An 18,123-nucleotide genomic window follows, 5' to 3' on the forward strand; every position below is an offset into this window, starting at 1 on the left:
ACCGGCACGGGCAGCCTCAATGGCCGCATTCAAAGCCAGCAGATTGGTCTGGCTGGCAACACCGCGAATCTTTTCTACAAAGTTTTCAATCTTTTCAGAAGCCACATTCAGCTCATCAATATCAGCTACTGCGGACTGTACCACATCGCCTACATTATTTATAGCCTTGCTTACCTCGTTAATAGAATCCCTATACTGTTCTGCCAAGGTTGAAGATTCCTTGCACTGTTCCAAACTGGAAATTGCAGTGTCAGATACATTATGTGCAGAGCCGGCGATTTCCATAACACTGGCAGAAGCCTCCTCCAGACTGCTGGCATTTCCCTGGCTCTTGGAGCTGATGGACAAGGCTAACTTATCCAGCTTGTCCAAGGTGCTTCTGAACTGACCGATTCCCCACAATAACTGCTGGGAAGCATAGGCCATTTCCTCAGATATACCCATCATATCCACATCTGGTTTAATCTTTTTGGAAACAGCAGCGCTTTCCTTAGAAATTCTGTCTGCCGGTCTCACGGCAGGCTTCGGAGATACAGGCTCTCCGCCTTTTAAAATACTATTTACACCGGCTGCTCCAATACCCCCTGCAACCACAATGCCAGCTACTACCCCAAGTGCACCGCCTAGCAATGCACCAATCAGACAGCCAATGGCTGCACTGAGTACCTGGCATAAAATAAGTTTTGATTTCATTCCCTAAATCGCCCCTTTTTTCCTTATATTGCTTTTTAAGCAAGACTTACTATATTAAAATACATGAAATTGAATAGATACACAAGCCTATTATTGCACCAACAATGGAGCCATTCATCCTGATCCATAACAAATCAGGTTCCGCCTTGTCATAAATCAGATGGTTCATCTGATCATCTGTAAGGCTTCCCAATACATCTCTTGTAATATCCCCCAGCATCTCCTGTGCCTGAAGGGCACCACGACCAGTGATTCCATACACTGTTTCGTTAATATATCCTTTCATGGTGATATCTTTATTGAGAAGCTTCCAGAAGGTATCCACCAATATTCTTGCCAACCAATACATGAATTTGCCTGCTTCATTACCCCCGGCAAAATCAATTTTGGACATAGAATTCCTTACATAAAAAGTCTCTTTGTTACAATTCGACCACACAACAGAAAATTCCTGCTTCAACTCAGAATTTTTTAGGGTCTTTTTTACTATATCCGTCAATGATGATAAAACAGCTTGTCTTTCTTGGCTTTCAGGGGTTGCCAGCTTTTCCAGAAGCTTAACAGCCTGTTGTTGGGTAAGTTCTGCAGCTTCCTCCACATTGACCAGATTGGAATTCTGGGCACCTGCCATCATCATTTTAGCCATTGGACTGCTCAACTTTTCATCTATGTATGACTCCAAATATTCCACCAAGTTATCCTTGAAGCTATCCTGGGATACATAACGGCCTGTACCTTTAATAAATTCATCAGCCAATCTTTCCAGAACATCACTGTTTTGGGTGCCATTACTTAATTCGTCCATCAGCTTATCAGCCATAGACGGACTATTCAACCACCCATCCAGCTTATTTGCCGCCAATATCTTGATCCCATTGACATTATCTGCCAAAAGCTCCTGAAGCCATTTGGCAGCTTTGTCTCGGTTAGTCTCTGTAGACAGCCACTCACTTATTTTTGCTGAATAATCAATGGATTTTGCCTTGTTCAAAAGTTTCTTTTTTGAAAAGAATTCCTTCTGCAGCATCTTTCCCGTGGCTTCAACAAAAGCATCCCGACGTCTTGGCAGTATGGCTGTATGATATGGGAAGCCCAATGGCTTTTTAAACAATGCCGTAACCGCAAACCAGTCGGCAATGCCACCCACCAAAGCCGCCTCTGCACAAAACAGCAGTCCCTTGGCAAACAGGTTATCAGGATATTCTATGTGAAGGCACAAAGTGAAAAGAAATATTACTGCCGCCCCCAACAGGGTTTTATCGGCCTTGTTCCAGCTATGCCATATCATGGATGGATCACCTGCCCTGCCAAATAAACTACAATATACAACGCCATACCCGCCAACGAGCCCACCACGGAGCCATTTATCCGAATCATCTGCAGATCATCTGCCACCTTTTCCTCGGTAAATTCCACCAGCTCCTCATTGGAAAGTCCATTAAGGCGTTCTTCTATCATATTGGTAATGGTGTTATGATGAGCCTCCAGCTCTCTTGCCATCCATTCCTTAATGACGCCATCCATTTTTTCTTTCCACTCGTCATTTTCGACGAACTTTTCCAAAAAATCCCGGGCAGCCCTTTGAACCTTGTCCCCCATTTCATTATTGGATATAACGCCATCGAGATATTTTCTCACCATAGCTTCAATTTTTTCTTCCGAGGAAAACTCCCGTAGCTTTCTCTGCAAATTGTCCCTCAACCTCTGATTTTGGCATAACAGCTGCATTCGCACCAGTAACCACCGGGAAACCTCAGACCATTTTTCCTCATCTTTCCTTACGGAATCCATCCAGCTTTGGGCTTTTTTCACCAGCAAGCCGCTGACCTTTTCCTTGTCCAGCCCCATAAACCCCATGACAAAGCCACGTCCCATACCGTCTCCCTCATATTTTTTGAGAAACTCTCCCACGTTTTCCTTCAAAATAGAAAGCATGGCTTCTTCATGCAGCAAGTCCTCCCCGGCATTTAGCAAGCCTTTAAGAATAATATCAGTTATTTCCCGGGAGGAAAGGCGGTCCATTATATCATCGGATATGGCAGGAAGAATTTTGTTATCCACTGCCTCCTTTATAAAAGGAGTAACCCTTTTGGTCATGGACTGGGCATCCATATCCCTGAACACCACATTGGTTATTTCCTCAGCCAAGGTGGACAAACGATCCTTCCCCTGGACATCGATGTACTGGGCCAACAGCCCCGCCACATTTTGTTTATCAACAAACTGCATGACATTTTCGGTGCTGAGGAGGTCATGCCCCACGAATTCCACCAAAGCATCCATTATGCGCTGACGGTTTCTGATAATAATTTCAGTTTTATAAGAAATGCCCAGTGGCTTTCTAAAAATGGCCGTCACTGCGAACCAATCAGCCATACCGCCTATAGTTGCCGCCAAAAAGCCATTGTGAAGCATGCCGCCCCAAAAGCCGTAGCTTGCAGGCCAGGACATGGTAGCTCCCGCCCCCAATACACTTATAGCCAGTGCCACTGTAGCTTTATATTTCTTTTTCATTTAATACCTCGAACATTCAAAATGCTGTCTGAAAAAGGTATATTTTCCCTTTCCCGGACAGCACTTTTATTTATGCTTTTTTAAAGGCCGACTCTGCCTTTGGTCCCCTTTCCTTGGCCACAGACAGCATCAGCTTAATGCGATTCATTTGATTAACCTCACTGGCACCAGCATCGCAGTCAATTGCCAAAATGTTGGCCCCCTTGTAATGACGGCGCAGCTCGTGAATAACGCCCTTACCGGTAATATGATTTGGCAGGCAACCAAATGGCTGCAGGCAAACAACATTTGGTACGTTGTTCTTAATGAGCTTAACCATTTCTCCTGTAAGGAACCAGCCTTCACCGGCCATATTACCAAGGGAAACGTGTTCCTTGGCCATATCGGCAATTTCCTTAATAGTATGAGGCGGTGTAAATCGCTTGCTATGCTTCATGGCCTTTCTTACAGGACGGCGGTAGAATTCCATAAGCTGAATAAACATCTTGGAAATCAGCTTGCTCTTCAGCTTGCCATCCAACAGCTCCCGCTTAACCACTGCATCGTAGGCGGAATACATAAAGAAATCCACAAAGTCAGGCATTACCACCTCAGCCCCCTCCTCGTATAGAAGGCGCTCAATATGGTTATTGGCCACAGGATGATATTTGGCAAGAATTTCACCTACAATACCAACCTTCGGCTTCCACATATTTTCATCAATAGGAACAGCCTCAAAGTCCTCAACAATAGCCTTGATATTTCTGGAGAACCGCTTATAACTGCCCTTCTTCTCATTGAGATCAGCCTTGCAACGTTCCATCCAGGTATCATAAAGGCGATCACTATCCCCAATATTCAGCTCATAAGGCTTGGTACGATTCCGTACATTCATAAGCACATCACCATATACCGCTGCCTTAATGGCATCAATAAGGCTGTCCCTGTCAAAATGGAAGGCATCTGTTTCAAGCCCCCAGCAGGCAAATACCGGAATCTGAGGATAGCCAGCATCCTTCAAGGCCTGTCGCAGAACATTTATATAATTTGTGGCACGACAGGCACCACAGGTCTGGAACAGCATGATGGATGTATTATCGGGATCGCACTTACCCTGCCGAACCGCATTAATAAGCTGACCAATAACCACAATTGCTGGATAACACATATCGTTATGCACGAATTTCAGTCCCACATCAATGGCACTTCTAGGCATTTCCGGAATTATAACATTATAGCCATGCTTGTTAAGCACTGACTCAAACAGCTCAAACTGAATTGGTGCCATCTGAGGCGCCAAAATAGTATGTGTACCCTTGCATTCTTCCGTAAAATGAGGCCGCTCGGAAATCTCCAGCTGCTGGTATTCCACAGGCTTTCTGCGAGCCAGTGCCGCAATGAGGGAACGTAGCCTGATACGGGCAGCTCCCAGATTACTTACATCGTCCAGCTTAATCATGGTATAAATCCGTTCATGGTCCTCCAAAATGGATTTAACCTGACCGGTGGTCAACGCATCCAGCCCACAGCCAAAGGAGCTGAACTGAATCAGGGTTACATTGTCATGCTCTGCCACATAATGAGCCGCATGGTAAAGTCTTGCATGATAACTCCACTGATTTACAATCTTCAATGGCTCAGACTTAACTGGCAAGTGGTAAACAGCATCCTCGGAAATAATCGGCAAATTATAGCTTTGAATCATTTCAGGAATGCCATGATTTATTTCAGGATCCACATGATACGGGCGGCCTGCCAGTAAAATAACATGCTGTCCCCTGGCCTCTGCCTCCCGCAGGATTTCAACGCCTTTCTGGCGCACCTCCTCACGATAAGCTTCTAATTCAGCGTAGGCCTTTTCAGCAGCCTGCGCAATCTCAGATTTTTTCAGCCCCTCATTTTTTCCCAGTTCTTCATTAAGGCGCTTTACCATCTTTTTCTTATTGTTAATTGGCAGGAATGGTTCCAAAAATTCTACATTTTTTTCCTGTAAAATATCCATATTACCACGAATATTTTCCGCGTATGAAGCCACCACCGGACAATTAAAGTGATTGTCTGACGGATGCAAATCATCTGTCATATTATATGGCAAACATGGATAGAATATCTTATCGATGCCCCGCTCCACCAAATCCATAATATGACCATGAACCAGCTTGGCCGGATAGCACAATGAATCTGAAGGAACCGTGGCCATACCACTGTAATACAGCTGGGCAGAGGATTCGCTGGAAAGCACCACCTCATAGCCAAGGTCCGTAAAGAAGGTAAACCAGAATGGATAATCCTCATACATATTGAGAACCCGTGGAATACCGATTTTTCCACGCTTAGCATTCTTCAATGGCTCATAATGATTAAACAGCCGATCATATTTGAATTGATAAATATTGGCAGCCTTGCGCTCCTTCTTCTCCTTGCCAGCTCCCCGTTCACAGCGATTACCAGTGAAATACCGGCCACCATCAGGGAAAATCTGCACCGTGACCTGACAGGAATTTCCGCAGCCATGACAACGGAAGGAATTGCTCTTTACGGTAAAGGTCTCCAGCTTATTAAGTGGCAAAATTGAAGAGTGCTTAGTACCGGACTCCAAAGAAAGAATTGCGGCCCCATAGGCTCCCATAAGGCCTGCAATATCCGGTCTGATTACATTACGCTCCAACAACAGCTCCATGGAGCGGAGAACTGCATCGTTGTAAAAGGTACCTCCCTGAACAACAATATTTTCCCCAAGGGAGCTTACATCTTTAAGCTGCATTACTTTAAATAAAGCATTTTTTATAACAGATAAAGCAATGCCCGCAGAAATATCTCCCACTGCGGCGCCATCCTTCTGAGCCTGCTTTACCTTGGAATTCATAAATACCGTACACCTTGTGCCCAAATCAACGGGGGCCTTGGACTCCAATGCCTTGGACGCAAATTCTCCGGCTGTCATCTTAAGACTTTGGGCAAAGTTTTCTATAAAAGAACCGCACCCTGCAGAGCATGCCTCATTAAGAGTTATGCTGCCAATACTTCCTTTATTTACGTAGAAGCACTTCATGTCCTGACCGCCTATATCCAATACAAAGGATACGTCAGGGCAGAACTCCTGGGCTGCTCTCAGGTGGGCAAAGGTTTCCACCTCACCATTATCCGCATGAAGAGCCGCCTTAACAATTGCCTCACCATAGCCAGTGGTGGTTACGGAAGCAATATAGGTATCATCATTCATGGCAGCATACAGCTCTTTCATCTCATCCACCACAGTATTCAATGGTGAACCGTGGTTACTGCCATAAGATGTATAAAGCAGCTCTTTGTTGCTGCCGATGGCCGCCAGCTTGGTGGTGGTAGAACCGGCATCTATGCCCACATAGATAGGTCCATGATAGCTGGACATATCAGCCTTTGGTACCTTGTCCCTGTCGTGACGGGCCTTAAATTCCTCATACGCCTGCTCATCCTCAAACAGAACAAAATCCGCCTCACGGCTTTCAGAGGCCATTACCTCCTCGGCCATTTTAATACTTTCCTTAAGCTCACCAAGCTCAACAGGACGCGCTTCCTCGCTCATGGCCGCCCCTACGGCAACAAAGTAATTGCCATCATCCACCTTGACCACGTTTTCAGGAGCCAGCTTCAAGGTTTCAATAAAACGTTTTTTCAGCTCAGGCAAAAAGTGCAGAGGACCTCCCAAAAAGGCTACCTTGCCATCTATAGGCCGTCCCTGGGCGAGATTACTGATGGTCTGGTTTACCACCGCCTGGAATATAGACAAAGCTATATCTGCCTTGGAAGCGCCATCATTCATAAGAGCCTGAATATCCGTCTTGGCAAATACACCGCACCGTGAAGCAATGGTATAAATCTGCTTCCCCTTCTCAGCCAGGGCATTAAGTCCTTGGGCATCAGTGGACAAGAGAGATGCCATCTGATCAATAAAAGAACCCGTTCCACCAGCGCAAACACCATTCATACGCTGCTCAGGAGCCTCACCGAAGTAGGTTACCTTGGCATCCTCGCCCCCCAGCTCCACAACCGTATCCGTATGTGGTATCAGGGACTTTACAGCAGATGCACAGGCAATAACCTCCTGAACAAATGGCAAACCAATACGTTCAGCAATACCCATGCCAGCTGAACCAGTAAGGGCCAGGGAAAATTTTTTGTTTTCAATGACCTTGCTTAAAGCATGAAGGTTTTCTTTCAAAACAGAATTGATTTCGGAAAAATGACGTGCATATTTCTGGTATACCAATTCTCTTTCCTTGTTGAGAACTACTACTTTAATCGTGGTGGAGCCAACATCAATTCCAACCCGTAAAAGAGAATTCATTCTTTCACCACCCGTGAATGTATAACTATCGAAAAACCTGTAAAATACAGGCATAATTACCCTAATGTATATTATAACGCAGTTGTTAAAATTTTTCCATTTATGGAAAAAACATTTCTTAAGAAAAAGAGCGTATTGTACGATTCATAATTTGTGATATAATTTTCACATATGGGGATGTTACAGGGGGGTATTTATGAACTTTGAAGATTACTATGCTCTGGGAGAGCAAATTCACAACAGTCTATTGGATGTCAATAATCTTAAGGATGAGATGAAGCAGCTGGACAAGATGCTGGATGATATTCAACAGAAGCTTGACTCGGCAATTGATTTAAAAACTATTAGACAACGCAATATGTAATGCTCAAAAAGCTAGGAGCCGGTCACTTATATGCGACCGGCTCCTTTATTATCCATTAATATCTTATACATTTTTTAGGTGCTTTCCTCTGTAAATCAAAAATATGATTAATAATTTTATCCTGAATCTTGGAGTCTATATGGGTAAACTGTGCCCCGATATGGAATTTTCGTTCCTCCGTATTCTCATCAAGCTCAGCATATCTTACTACAGTGGCCATATTGTTGAATAATCCTATCCCCGGGATTTCACTAATTTCCACTGTTATTTTTTTACCGACCTCCAAAGGCCTGTCCAGCAGGAAGCAAATGCCTCCACCGCTTAAATCCACGCTGGTGGTGAAAATCATTTCCTCCTCAGCCCCATTGTCATCCAGCAGTCTGACTACCAATGGATTATCAAACTTTATGCGAACAAATTCTCTATGCTGTATTTTCTGCACCTTAGCCGGCTTATCGGTATACCACACGGGAACATTTTCAATTACTCTGCGCTGAAATCCCACAGCAAACTTATAATAGGAACAGCCATCGAAAAAATCACATGTAAAGCTCGTTCCTGGAGAAATCCTTGCAGGACATTTGTCCTCATCTACCGGCACCGTCAGAACCAGCTCCCCATCACCTATATTTTCCAGCTTACTGAATAAAGGTCTTTCGTCGTCAGGCAATGAAATATTCAGCTGTTGTCCCAGCTTTAATACCACATCAGGCCTGACAAAAATATCCTGCGATAAAGCTCCTCTCATCTACGCCATCTCCCACTTTTTTCCTCTAAAAGTTACTCCCCACAACAATATTACATATTTAAAGAAATTTTGCAATAGTACAGCAACTGAACATCTGTAAAATGTAACACGAAACAAAGGAATAAAATCTCCCCATTAAACATTATAGCATAGATTTTTATGGTACTAAATACCTATATATTGAAAAAGAAATTAATCATTAGAATAAAAAACCTTTTCAAGATATAATCCTTGAGCTGGTGCTGTTGCTCCCGCCTGAGTCCTGTCCAATGAATCCATTATCCGCTTAAAGTCCTCCACTGATTTCCACCCAAGACCTACATTACCAAGGGTCCCTACAATATTCCGAACCATATGGTACAAGAACCCGTTAGCATGAAAGATAAGCTCCACTATACGCCCTCCCTGCTGAACCTCCAGGCCGGCCTCGTAAATATTTCTCACAGGACTCACAGGAGGACCACCGGCGGCCCTAAAGGCACTGAAATCATGTTCTCCCCTGATAAGCTCCAGGCAAGCCTTCATGGACTCTACATCCAGCTCCTTCCGTATATTCCAGCTGTAATTCCGCTCAAAGGGATCAGGAATATCCCCCTGTAAAATACGATATTTGTATATTTTACTCACAGCACTGTGACGGGCGCTAAACTCCCTGGCAGCTTCTGCTGCCTCCAAAACCACAATATCCGGAGGTAATATACTGTTTACCGCCCGCGGTACCCTATCTACAGGAATGGAGCCGTCAGTAAAAAAATTCACTACCTGCCCCCGGGCATGAACCCCGGCATCGGTACGTCCCGAAGCCGCCAGCTCCACCGTATCCCCAAAAACCTTCTGGAGCTTGTCCTCCAAAATATTCTGTACTGCAACAGCAGGAGGATTCTGCCTCTGAAAGCCGTTATAGTTGGTACCGTCATAGGCCACTGTCAAACGTATATTGCGCTTCCGCGCTTTCATTATATCCTTATGTTCAGGCTTCATATTTCATCCTTTTAAACAATTACAAAGCAAGCTGCACCACAATTAAGCTGATGAGGAACAAAGCAAAGATTCCCCCCGCCCAAAAATCTATATTGTGAAGTCGCTGCTGTTTCATGCGGGTTCTGTCAACTCCCCCCTGATAACAACGGGCTTCCATGGCAACAGCCAGCTCATCGGCCCTTCTAAATGCAGAAATAAACAGTGGTACCAATACCGGTATCATCCCCTTGGCCCGCTGGAAAAAATTGCCATCTCCAATGTCAGAGCCTCTGGATTGCTGTGCCTTAATAATCTTGTCAGTTTCCTCCAGCAGTGTTGGGATAAACCGCATGGCAATAGTCATCATCATGGCCAGCTCATGGGCCGGAAAGCCAATTTTCTTAAGAGGTGACATCAAAGACTCCAGGGCATCCGTCAGCTTAAGCGGTGATGTGGTAAACATCAGAAGGGAAGAAACTGCAATCATCAACACCAGCCTCAGGCTTATGATAAATCCCTGTATTATTCCCTCTTTGGTCATTGCAAAGTTCCATACCTTAAATATTGGCTCTCCCGGTGTACTGAACAGATGAATACCAAAGGAGAAAAGAATAATCCACCACAGTGGTTTTATTGACTTTAAAATCGTCCCCAAAGGCAGTCCTGACAGAAGTACAACTCCTATTGCTCCTGCCGTCATAATCCCGTAATTAATATGATTATCGAATAAAAACACTGCCACTATGTAAATAAAGAGCAACACTATCTTTACTCTGGCATCCATACTGTGAATTGGGGAATTTCCGGGAAAATATTGCCCCAAAGTTATATCTGTCAGCATTTTCCCTTCCTCCTTAACGCCTCAATTATTTCGTCTACTGCCTTATCCATAGTATAAGCATTGTTTGGTATTTCCAGACCATTTCTGGCAAGTTCATTCATTATGGTTTTTACCTCGGGTAATTCCAAGCCAGCCTTACTTATAAGCTCATTTTGTGAAAAGGCCTCCTCTGGAGCAGCCTCCATGGTAACCTTCCCCTTGTTCAGAATAATGACATTATCTGCATAACTGGCAATATTATCCATATTATGGGAAATCAGTACAATAGTTATATCCCTTTCCTTATGGAGCTTCCTGAACCTTTCCATAAGGGATTCACGCCCCTTTGGATCAAGGCCGGCTGTTGGCTCATCCAATACCAAATACTTTGGCTGCAATGCCAAAATGCCTGCTATGGCAGCCCGACGCTTCTGACCACCACTAAGCTGAAATGGGGAACGGTGGGCATATTTGTTGTAATCAAGATTTACAAAGGCCATTGCCCCTTTTACCCTTTCCAGTGTCTCTTCATCATTGCAACCGATATTCATAGGGCCAAAAGCAATATCCTTGGCAATTGTTTCTTCAAAAAGCTGATACTCAGGGTACTGAAATACGATACCTACCTTCCGCCGGGCTGCCTTAGCCTCTGCATTTTTTTTGCCAATATCCACATCATCCACAAGAACAGTGCCCTTATTGGGCTTTAAAAGGCCATTAAAATGCTGAATCAGGGTTGATTTCCCCGACCCTGTATGCCCTGCAATGGCGGTTATTTTCCCCTCCGGAATAGTTATTGAAATATCATCAAGAGCCAGACGCTCAAAGGGAGTCTTGGGCATATAGGTATATGATACGTTTTTTAATTCTATTGACATATCGCCCTCACCAAATCCTCTGTATTAATTATAGACTCTGTTATTCTAATCCCTTTTTGCTGCAATCTGTAGGCCATCTCAGCAGCCATAGGCACCGCCAAACCACGTTTTTTCATGGCCCCAATATCCTTAAATATTTCCCTTGGTGTGCCACTTGCCACCAAATGCTTCTGGTCCATGACAAATATCCTGTCGGCCATTGCCGCTTCCTCCATAAAATGGGTTATATAAACAGTGGTAATTCCCCGCTCCTTGTTAAGACGTGATACCGTATCCATAACCTCATGGCGCCCCCTTGGATCCAGCATGGCAGTTGGCTCATCCAATACGAGGCATTTGGTATTCATAGCCAGGGCCCCTGCTATGGCTACCCGTTGCTTCTGGCCACCTGAAAGATGATGAGGTGAAAAATGGCGAAATTCCTCCATGTCCACGGCCCTTAAAGCCGCAGTCACATTACGGCGTATCTCATGGGGATCCAGACCAATATTTTCCGGCCCAAAGCCTACATCATCCTCCACAATAGCAGCAATTATCTGATTATCAGGATTCTGAAAAACCATACCTATCTGCCTTCTTATGTCATAGGTATGCTCCTCGTCCTTGGTATCCATACCGTCTACCAGGCACTTTCCCGATGAAGGCAGCAGCAAGGCATTAAAATGCTTGGCCAAAGTGGACTTCCCTGAGCCATTTGTGCCCAGAATTGCCACAAACTCCCCTTCTTCAATCTTTATATTAACATTTTCAACAGCCGGCATTTCATTCTCCATTCCGGCATTATAGATATGTGTTAAATCAACGCATTCAATAAAACTCACGCAAAACACCTCTAAATCAATATTATAGCCTAGTTCCATTGTCAACGCAATTAAGAATAGAGGTTAACATTAATTATTAGAAAAATATCATTTGGGGATTAGACTCAGTGACAGAAAATTTCTCTTTTTCATATAAAAGGCGGGAACAGTTTTCTGGAACATTAAGTTTTATCACGTTAAAAAAGATATTTTTCCTTACTTGCTCAACGGGAAAACATCCAATGTCTGAGCGAAGCGAGTTTGGATTTTTCACGGTGTTCATTATTAGGAAAAATATCTTTTAGGGATAAAACTGGGTGACAGAAAACTGTTCCCGCCTATATATACAAAAAGAGGCACTCCGTAAGGAATGCCTCTCATATATGTTAGCTGTAAATTACTTTACCAACTCAAGGATAACCATTGGAGCTGCGTCACCACGACGTGGGCCCAGCTTCAGGATACGGGTATAACCACCCTGACGATCCTTGCACTGCTCAGCGATTTCACCGAACAACTTTCTAACAACATCTTCATCAGCAAGCTGAGCAATAGCCTGACGACGAGCAGCCAAATCACCGCGCTTAGCGAGAGTGATAAGCTGATCTGCAAGTCCGCTGATCTCCTTGGCCTTAGCCTCGGTAGTCTCAATGCGCTCATGCTTGAAGAAGGAAGTCAGAATGCTCTTGAACAGTGCCTTACGAGCACTGGAGTTACGACCTAATTTTCTGTAAGCCATTTATTTCCCTCTTTCCTATATCTTAATCTCGAAATGTCAATCAGTTATCTGCCAAATCATCGGCAGAACCATCATTTTCCTTAAGTGACAGGCCCAGCTCCTGGAGCTTGTTCTTGATTTCCACCAAGGACTTGTTACCAAGATTACGAACCTTCATGATTTCAGCCTCAGTCTTGTTGATGAGGTCGCGAACTGTCTTGATTTCAGCTCTCATCAGGCAATGATAAGAACGAACTGTCAGTTCAAGCTCCTCAACCTTCTTATCAAGAATTGGAGCATCAGTCATATCAGCAGTGCTAACAGCAGCAGTCTCTGGGACCTCTGCAGCAGCAACTGGCTTGGTATCAATAATCAGATTGCTGAAGAGCTTCAGTCTTGCAATCAGGATACCTGCTGCCTTGCTGACAGCCTCCTCAGGAGTAATAGAACCATTGGTCCAAACCTCCATGGTCAGCTTGTCATAGTCGACAGTGTCACCCACACGGGTATCTTCAACTCTATAGTTAACACGGCGTACAGGAGAGAAAATAGAATCAATAGGAATCTCACCAATAGCCTGATCAGGTTTCTTGTTCTTATCGCCTGGAACATAGCCAAGGCCATGCTCTACGGTCATTTCTATATTAAGGGAACCTGTTTCGTTAACAGTTGCGATATGCAGTTCTGGGTTAAGAATCTCAATATCAGCATCGTGAATAATATCAGCTGCTGTTACTTCCTTCTCACCCTTAACCTCGATGCGGATTGTCTTAGGTTCATCGCTGTGCATCTTAAGGCAGAGCTCCTTAAGGTGAAGGATGATGTTGGAAACATCATCACGAACACCTGGAACTGTGGAGAACTCATGCAACACACCATCAATCTTAATGGCGGTAATTGCTGCACCTTGCAAAGAGGACAAGAGAATACGGCGAAGGCTGTTACCAAGGGTAATGCCATAACCGCGCTCCAAAGGCTCGCAGATAAACTTACCATAGCGGCCGTCCTCACTGATTTCCTCTATCTGAATCTCAATCTTCTGCTTGTCGATTTCGATCATCTGGAATTGCCCTCCTCAATAAATCAATGCATATATGTACAAATACGACAATTAATACACAGATATTATTTGGAGTACAACTCGACGATTGCCTGGCTGTCAACAGGAATGTCGAAGTCATCTGCAGCAGGGAATCTGTTGATGGTACCGGTAAAGTTATCAGAACCTACAGTAATCCATGCTGGAACGCTGAGAGCGCTGTTGGACTCAGCCAACTCCTTGAAGAATGCGTTGGAACGAGCCTTTTCAGAAACTGCTACAACATCATTTACATCAACGAGAGCGGATGGAATGTCCAGACGCTTGCCGTTCAGAGTAATATGACCATGACGAACGAGCTGACGAGCCTGCTTACGGGTGGAAGCAAGACCAAGACGGAACACTACGTTGTCGATTCTTCTTTCGAGAAGGCTGATGAGGTTATCACCAGTGATGCCCTGCATCTTCTTAGCCTTGTTATAGTAAGAACGGAACTGCTTCTCCAGTACACCGTAAATGAACTTTGCCTTCTGCTTTTCCTTCAGCTGAACACCGTACTCGGAAACTTTACCGCGGGTACGACGTGGCTGACGGTTGGAACTCTTATTCAGACCAATAACACCTGGCTCGATACCGAGGGAACGGCATCTCTTCAGTGCTGGTACTCTATCAATTGCCATTTAGTTTGCACCTCCCATTATACTCTTCTACGCTTTGGTGGACGGCAACCATTGTGAGGAATTGGGGTAACATCCTTAATCATGCTAACCTCAAGACCAGTTGCCTGCAGGGAACGGATTGCAGCCTCACGGCCAGCACCAGGACCCTTAACGTAAACATCAACCTGCTTCAAGCCATGCTCCATAGCAGCCTTTGCAGCAACCTCTGCTGCCATCTGAGCTGCAAATGGAGTGCTCTTTCTGGAGCCACGGAAACCAAGTCCGCCTGCGCTTGCCCAGGAAAGTGCATTACCGTTCTTGTCGGTCAAGGTAACGATAGTATTATTAAAGGTGGAGCTGATATGAGCAACACCAAATTCGATATTTTTACGGTCCTTTTTCTTAGGACGTACAGACTTCTTAACTGCCACTCTAACTCCTCCTTACTTCTTCTTACCAGCTACAGCCTTTTTAGGACCTTTACGGGTACGTGCGTTATTCTTTGTGTTCTGTCCGCGTACAGGAAGACCCATACGATGACGACGACCACGATAGCAGCCGATCTCAACGAGTCGCTTTATATTCAGGGACTGCTCACGACGAAGGTCACCCTCTACTACTACCTGCTTATCGATGATATCACGAAGCTTAATAACCTCATCTTCGCTCAGATCACGGGTACGAGTATCTGGGTTAACACCAGTCTCCTTTAAAATTCTCTGAGAAGTGGTAAGACCAATACCATAGATATATGTTAATGCGATCTCAATTCTCTTATCACGTGGCAAATCTACACCGGCAATACGTGCCATACATCAAGCACCTCCTTCTTAATTATCCTTGTCTCTGTTTATGTTTTGGGTTCTCGCAAATAACCATTACACGACCCTTACGCTTAATAACCTTGCATTTTTCACAAATTGGTTTAACCGATGGTTTAACTTTCATTGCGTTATGCCCCTTTCATGTACTATCCTTGATTACTCAAAGATTATTTAAAACGATAGGTGATACGGCCACGAGTTAAATCATAAGGTGTCAGCTCAATAGTGACCTTATCCCCTGGCAGAATGCGTATAAAATTCATTCGAATCTTACCGGAAACATGCGCCAAGACAACATGACCGTTCTCCAACTCCACCTGGAACATTGCGTTTGGCAGTGCTTCCAGGACTTTACCTTCAACTTCAATTACATCTTGTTTAGACATAAGTGGTATTGCTCCTTAGTGTCATAACCTAGGAAAGGTGGCCGCAGGAGCGGCCCCATCTTCCGGCATCACAGCTTTCGCTGCACGATTCTTCTATAATAACTCGGTAGTACCAGGCAAAATTGCCTGTCATAACTCTTAAGCCTTCAGGGCATCAACCATATCCTTGAAAACTTTGTCGATAGCCTGACGTCCATCAATCTCTAAGTATAAACCAGCTTTCTGGTAATAGTCAATCAATGGCTTAGTCTGAGCTTCATATACGGACAACCGATTCTTCATAGTTTCCTCGGTGTCATCTGCTCTCTGGTAAAGCTCACCACCGCACTCATCACACTTGCCTTCAACCTTTGACGGGCTGAACTTAATGTGGAAGGTAGCGCCACAGCTCTTGCAGATTCTGCGTCCTACTGCTCTCTCAACGAGATCAGAGGAAGGAACAGTGATATTAACAACGCTCTTAAGGCTAAGCCCCAAATCAGCCAAAATCTTGGTAAGGGCATCAGCCTGATCAACAGTACGAGGGAAACCATCCAAAATAAAGCCCTTCTTGCAATCGTCCTGAGCCAGACGCTCACGAACAATGCCGATGGTAATTTCATCTGGAACGAGGTTTCCGGCATCAATACATGCCTTCGCCTGCTTTCCGAGTTCAGTACCTTCCTTGATAGCGGCACGGAACATGTCGCCAGTGGAAATATGTGGAATACCAAACTCTTTCACCAGGTTAGCAGCCTGAGTGCCTTTGCCGGCACCCGGAGGGCCCATTAAAAGTAAATGCATTTAATTAATCCTCCTAATTCATAAAACCTTGGTAATGACGCATAACAACCATGGACTCAATCTGCTTCATGGTGTCAAGGCCAACGCCCACAACAATCAGCAGTGCAGTTCCACCAAAGTTTACACCCTCAAGATGAGTTGCGGATGCAATAAATGTTGGAAGAACAGCTACCAGTGCAAGGAATAACGCGCCAGCAAGCGTAATTCGAGTCATGACATAATCTAAATATTCTGCCGTTGGCTCTCCCGGACGAATGCCCGGGATAAAACCACCGTATTTTTTCAGATTCTCTGCCATATCCGATATCTTTACAGTAACCGCGGTGTAAAAATACGTGAAGAAGATAATCAACAGTGCATAAACCGTTGTTTGTAGCGGTGTACCCCACGCAAAATACCCGGCAATAGTTTTTACCCAGGGGATATCAATAAACTGGGCAATAGTTACTGGAAACATCAGCACGGATGACGCAAAGATTATTGGAATAACACCCGCGGTATTAACCTTAAGCGGGATGTGACTGGACTGTCCGCCATAGGACTTATGACCAACAACCCTCTTTGCATATGATACTGGAACCCGGCGATAAGCTGTGTGAATTGCAACAACGAACACAATCATCGCTACAGCAATCACTGCAAAGAAGAAAACATTAATATAACTAATGGTTCCTGTCTGTAAGTAATTATAAATCTTTCCAATGTTGTTTGGCAACGCAGCAACGATACCGGCGAAAATGATCAGTGAGATACCATTACCTACGCCGTTAGCAGTTATCTGCTCACCAAGCCACATGAGGAAAACTGTTCCTGCTGTCAGTGTAATCGCAATAATGAGAATTGACACTGGACCAGGATTTAGGATAGCCTGCTTCAAACCAATGGACATACCCATGGCCTGTAAGAAGGCAAGTAATACTGTGAAATATCTTGTAACCTTGGTGGTTTTCTTATAGCCTTCCTGACCTTCCTTTGACCACTGCTCCAATGTAGGAACAACCACATTTAAGAGCTGGATGATAATAGAAGCGTTAATGTAAGGCGTAATACTCATAGCAAATACAGAGAATTTACTAAGAGCACCACCGGAAAACATATCCAGTAAACCGAAAAGACTGCCATTGTTGAACAGTGATTCAATAGCTGATGGATCAACACCAGGAACAGGAATATGAGTACCCATTCTGAAGATGGCGAACATTATCAGCGTAAAAGTGATCTTTGCTCGAAGCTCCGGAATCTTGACGATATTAGAGAGAGCTGATAACAAATCAGATCACCTCAACTTTTCCACCTGCTGCAGTAATCTTTTCTTCTGCGGACTTGGTGAAGCCGTTGGCTACAACAGTCAGCTTCTTGGTGAGCTCACCATTGCCGAGAATGCGAACACCATCGCGTACGTTCTTAAGGACACCAGCCTCAATCAATGCAACAGCATCAACAGTAGCACCATCCTCAAAACGGTTCAGAGTCTCAACATTAACCTCTGCATATACGTTAGCAAAGATGTTCTTGAAACCACGCTTTGGTAATCTACGATATAAAGGCATCTGACCGCCCTCGAAACCAGTACGAACGCCGCCGCCGGAACGGGACTTCTGACCCTTCTGGCCTCTGCCGGAGGTCTTGCC

The 18,123-nt window shown here is 44.6% G+C and carries 20 protein-coding genes; 1 reads left to right on the forward strand and 19 read right to left on the reverse strand.

Annotated elements, in window-relative coordinates:
- The 4 genes from ACKI5G_RS09590 to ACKI5G_RS09605 form a co-directional block, all read right to left on the reverse strand.
- Window positions 1–693: methyl-accepting chemotaxis protein (locus ACKI5G_RS09590; protein ID WP_407399848.1), on the reverse strand; the 693-nt coding region annotated here is incomplete at its 3' end.
- A gap of 49 nt (window positions 694–742) precedes the next feature.
- Complete coding sequence (locus ACKI5G_RS09595) at window positions 743–1,981, reverse strand: DUF445 family protein (RefSeq protein WP_407399850.1); 1,239 nt, start codon at window positions 1,979–1,981, stop codon at window positions 743–745.
- Window positions 1,978–3,207: a DUF445 family protein gene (locus tag ACKI5G_RS09600; RefSeq protein ID WP_407399852.1), complete on the reverse strand. Its 1,230-nt coding sequence runs from the start codon at window positions 3,205–3,207 to the stop codon at window positions 1,978–1,980. Before ACKI5G_RS09600 ends, ACKI5G_RS09595 begins: the two co-directional genes overlap by 4 nt.
- A 70-nt stretch (window positions 3,208–3,277) precedes the next feature.
- Window positions 3,278–7,513 carry an acyl-CoA dehydratase activase-related protein gene (locus ACKI5G_RS09605; protein WP_407399854.1) on the reverse strand — a complete coding sequence of 1,412 codons (4,236 nt, stop codon included), beginning with the start codon at window positions 7,511–7,513 and terminating at the stop codon, window positions 3,278–3,280.
- 196 nt (window positions 7,514–7,709) lie between these two features.
- Here ACKI5G_RS09605 and ACKI5G_RS09610 point away from each other — a divergent pair, with 196 nt between their 5' ends.
- On the forward strand, window positions 7,710–7,877 hold the full coding sequence (locus ACKI5G_RS09610; RefSeq protein WP_407399856.1) for a hypothetical protein: 168 nt from the start codon (window positions 7,710–7,712) through the stop codon (window positions 7,875–7,877).
- 55 nt (window positions 7,878–7,932) lie between these two features.
- Here ACKI5G_RS09610 and ACKI5G_RS09615 read toward each other — a convergent pair whose 3' ends face one another.
- The 15 genes from ACKI5G_RS09615 to rplO form a co-directional block, all read right to left on the reverse strand.
- Entirely contained in the window at window positions 7,933–8,625 is a 693-nt protein-coding gene (locus tag ACKI5G_RS09615) for a flagellar brake protein (RefSeq protein WP_407399858.1), read from the reverse strand.
- 192 nt (window positions 8,626–8,817) lie between these two features.
- Entirely contained in the window at window positions 8,818–9,606 is a 789-nt protein-coding gene (gene truA / locus ACKI5G_RS09620; protein ID WP_407399860.1) for a tRNA pseudouridine(38-40) synthase TruA, read from the reverse strand.
- Window positions 9,607–9,625: 19 nt separating this feature from the next.
- Complete coding sequence (locus tag ACKI5G_RS09625) at window positions 9,626–10,426, reverse strand: energy-coupling factor transporter transmembrane component T family protein (RefSeq protein WP_407399862.1); 801 nt, start codon at window positions 10,424–10,426, stop codon at window positions 9,626–9,628.
- Window positions 10,420–11,283: an energy-coupling factor transporter ATPase gene (locus ACKI5G_RS09630; protein WP_407399864.1), complete on the reverse strand. Its 864-nt coding sequence runs from the start codon at window positions 11,281–11,283 to the stop codon at window positions 10,420–10,422. The genes ACKI5G_RS09625 and ACKI5G_RS09630 overlap by 7 nt, the downstream gene beginning before the upstream one ends.
- The gene (locus ACKI5G_RS09635; protein ID WP_407399866.1) at window positions 11,274–12,143 is read right to left on the reverse strand and encodes an energy-coupling factor transporter ATPase; all 870 of its coding nucleotides are present in this window, start codon (window positions 12,141–12,143) and stop codon (window positions 11,274–11,276) included. The genes ACKI5G_RS09630 and ACKI5G_RS09635 overlap by 10 nt, the downstream gene beginning before the upstream one ends.
- A 337-nt stretch (window positions 12,144–12,480) precedes the next feature.
- Window positions 12,481–12,822, reverse strand: a complete 342-nt coding sequence (gene rplQ / locus ACKI5G_RS09640) for a 50S ribosomal protein L17 (protein WP_290655633.1) — start codon at window positions 12,820–12,822, stop codon at window positions 12,481–12,483.
- A gap of 40 nt (window positions 12,823–12,862) precedes the next feature.
- On the reverse strand, window positions 12,863–13,861 hold the full coding sequence (locus ACKI5G_RS09645) for a DNA-directed RNA polymerase subunit alpha (RefSeq protein ID WP_407399869.1): 999 nt from the start codon (window positions 13,859–13,861) through the stop codon (window positions 12,863–12,865).
- Window positions 13,862–13,926: 65 nt separating this feature from the next.
- The gene (gene rpsD, locus ACKI5G_RS09650) at window positions 13,927–14,520 is read right to left on the reverse strand and encodes a 30S ribosomal protein S4 (protein WP_027397573.1); all 594 of its coding nucleotides are present in this window, start codon (window positions 14,518–14,520) and stop codon (window positions 13,927–13,929) included.
- A 17-nt stretch (window positions 14,521–14,537) separates the two neighbouring features.
- A complete protein-coding gene (gene rpsK, locus ACKI5G_RS09655) occupies window positions 14,538–14,930 on the reverse strand; it encodes a 30S ribosomal protein S11 (RefSeq protein ID WP_027397572.1) in 393 nt (130 codons plus the stop codon).
- Between the two features lie 12 nt (window positions 14,931–14,942).
- Window positions 14,943–15,311, reverse strand: a complete 369-nt coding sequence (rpsM, locus tag ACKI5G_RS09660; RefSeq protein WP_027397571.1) for a 30S ribosomal protein S13 — start codon at window positions 15,309–15,311, stop codon at window positions 14,943–14,945.
- Window positions 15,312–15,333: 22 nt separating this feature from the next.
- Window positions 15,334–15,447, reverse strand: a complete 114-nt coding sequence (gene rpmJ, locus ACKI5G_RS09665; protein WP_058965281.1) for a 50S ribosomal protein L36 — start codon at window positions 15,445–15,447, stop codon at window positions 15,334–15,336.
- Window positions 15,448–15,490: 43 nt separating this feature from the next.
- Window positions 15,491–15,709 (reverse strand): translation initiation factor IF-1, encoded by a 219-nt coding sequence (gene infA / locus ACKI5G_RS09670; protein ID WP_009645081.1) that lies wholly within the window; start codon window positions 15,707–15,709, stop codon window positions 15,491–15,493.
- 138 nt (window positions 15,710–15,847) lie between these two features.
- Entirely contained in the window at window positions 15,848–16,492 is a 645-nt protein-coding gene (locus tag ACKI5G_RS09675) for an adenylate kinase (protein WP_027397570.1), read from the reverse strand.
- 13 nt (window positions 16,493–16,505) lie between these two features.
- Complete coding sequence (secY, locus tag ACKI5G_RS09680; protein WP_027397569.1) at window positions 16,506–17,762, reverse strand: preprotein translocase subunit SecY; 1,257 nt, start codon at window positions 17,760–17,762, stop codon at window positions 16,506–16,508.
- Window position 17,763: 1 nt separating this feature from the next.
- Window positions 17,764–18,123 (reverse strand): 50S ribosomal protein L15 (gene rplO, locus ACKI5G_RS09685; protein WP_407399873.1); only part of this gene is annotated, 360 nt, incomplete at its 5' end.

The sequence above is a fragment of the Anaerovibrio sp. genome (genome assembly GCF_045637405.1).
Taxonomy (GTDB): domain Bacteria; phylum Bacillota; class Negativicutes; order Selenomonadales; family Selenomonadaceae; genus Anaerovibrio.

What these genes read in the sequence shown, in the direction of transcription:
- ACKI5G_RS09645 (WP_407399869.1), bottom strand. Translation starts at nt 13,861, where the DNA reads ATGATCGAAATCGACAAGCAGAAGATTGAGATTCAGATAGAGGAAATC.
- rpsD (WP_027397573.1), bottom strand. Translation starts at nt 14,520, where the DNA reads ATGGCAATTGATAGAGTACCAGCACTGAAGAGATGCCGTTCCCTCGGT.
- ACKI5G_RS09615 (WP_407399858.1), bottom strand. Translation starts at nt 8,625, where the DNA reads ATGAGAGGAGCTTTATCGCAGGATATTTTTGTCAGGCCTGATGTGGTA.
- ACKI5G_RS09635 (WP_407399866.1), bottom strand. Translation starts at nt 12,143, where the DNA reads ATGGAACTAGGCTATAATATTGATTTAGAGGTGTTTTGCGTGAGTTTT.
- ACKI5G_RS09675 (WP_027397570.1), bottom strand. Translation starts at nt 16,492, where the DNA reads ATGCATTTACTTTTAATGGGCCCTCCGGGTGCCGGCAAAGGCACTCAG.
- truA (WP_407399860.1), bottom strand. Translation starts at nt 9,606, where the DNA reads ATGAAGCCTGAACATAAGGATATAATGAAAGCGCGGAAGCGCAATATA.
- rpsM (WP_027397571.1), bottom strand. Translation starts at nt 15,311, where the DNA reads ATGGCACGTATTGCCGGTGTAGATTTGCCACGTGATAAGAGAATTGAG.
- ACKI5G_RS09600 (WP_407399852.1), bottom strand. Translation starts at nt 3,207, where the DNA reads ATGAAAAAGAAATATAAAGCTACAGTGGCACTGGCTATAAGTGTATTG.
- ACKI5G_RS09595 (WP_407399850.1), bottom strand. Translation starts at nt 1,981, where the DNA reads ATGATATGGCATAGCTGGAACAAGGCCGATAAAACCCTGTTGGGGGCG.
- ACKI5G_RS09610 (WP_407399856.1), top strand. Translation starts at nt 7,710, where the DNA reads ATGAACTTTGAAGATTACTATGCTCTGGGAGAGCAAATTCACAACAGT.
- ACKI5G_RS09625 (WP_407399862.1), bottom strand. Translation starts at nt 10,426, where the DNA reads ATGCTGACAGATATAACTTTGGGGCAATATTTTCCCGGAAATTCCCCA.
- infA (WP_009645081.1), bottom strand. Translation starts at nt 15,709, where the DNA reads ATGTCTAAACAAGATGTAATTGAAGTTGAAGGTAAAGTCCTGGAAGCA.
- ACKI5G_RS09605 (WP_407399854.1), bottom strand. Translation starts at nt 7,513, where the DNA reads ATGAATTCTCTTTTACGGGTTGGAATTGATGTTGGCTCCACCACGATT.
- rplQ (WP_290655633.1), bottom strand. Translation starts at nt 12,822, where the DNA reads ATGGCTTACAGAAAATTAGGTCGTAACTCCAGTGCTCGTAAGGCACTG.
- ACKI5G_RS09630 (WP_407399864.1), bottom strand. Translation starts at nt 11,283, where the DNA reads ATGTCAATAGAATTAAAAAACGTATCATATACCTATATGCCCAAGACT.
- rpmJ (WP_058965281.1), bottom strand. Translation starts at nt 15,447, where the DNA reads ATGAAAGTTAAACCATCGGTTAAACCAATTTGTGAAAAATGCAAGGTT.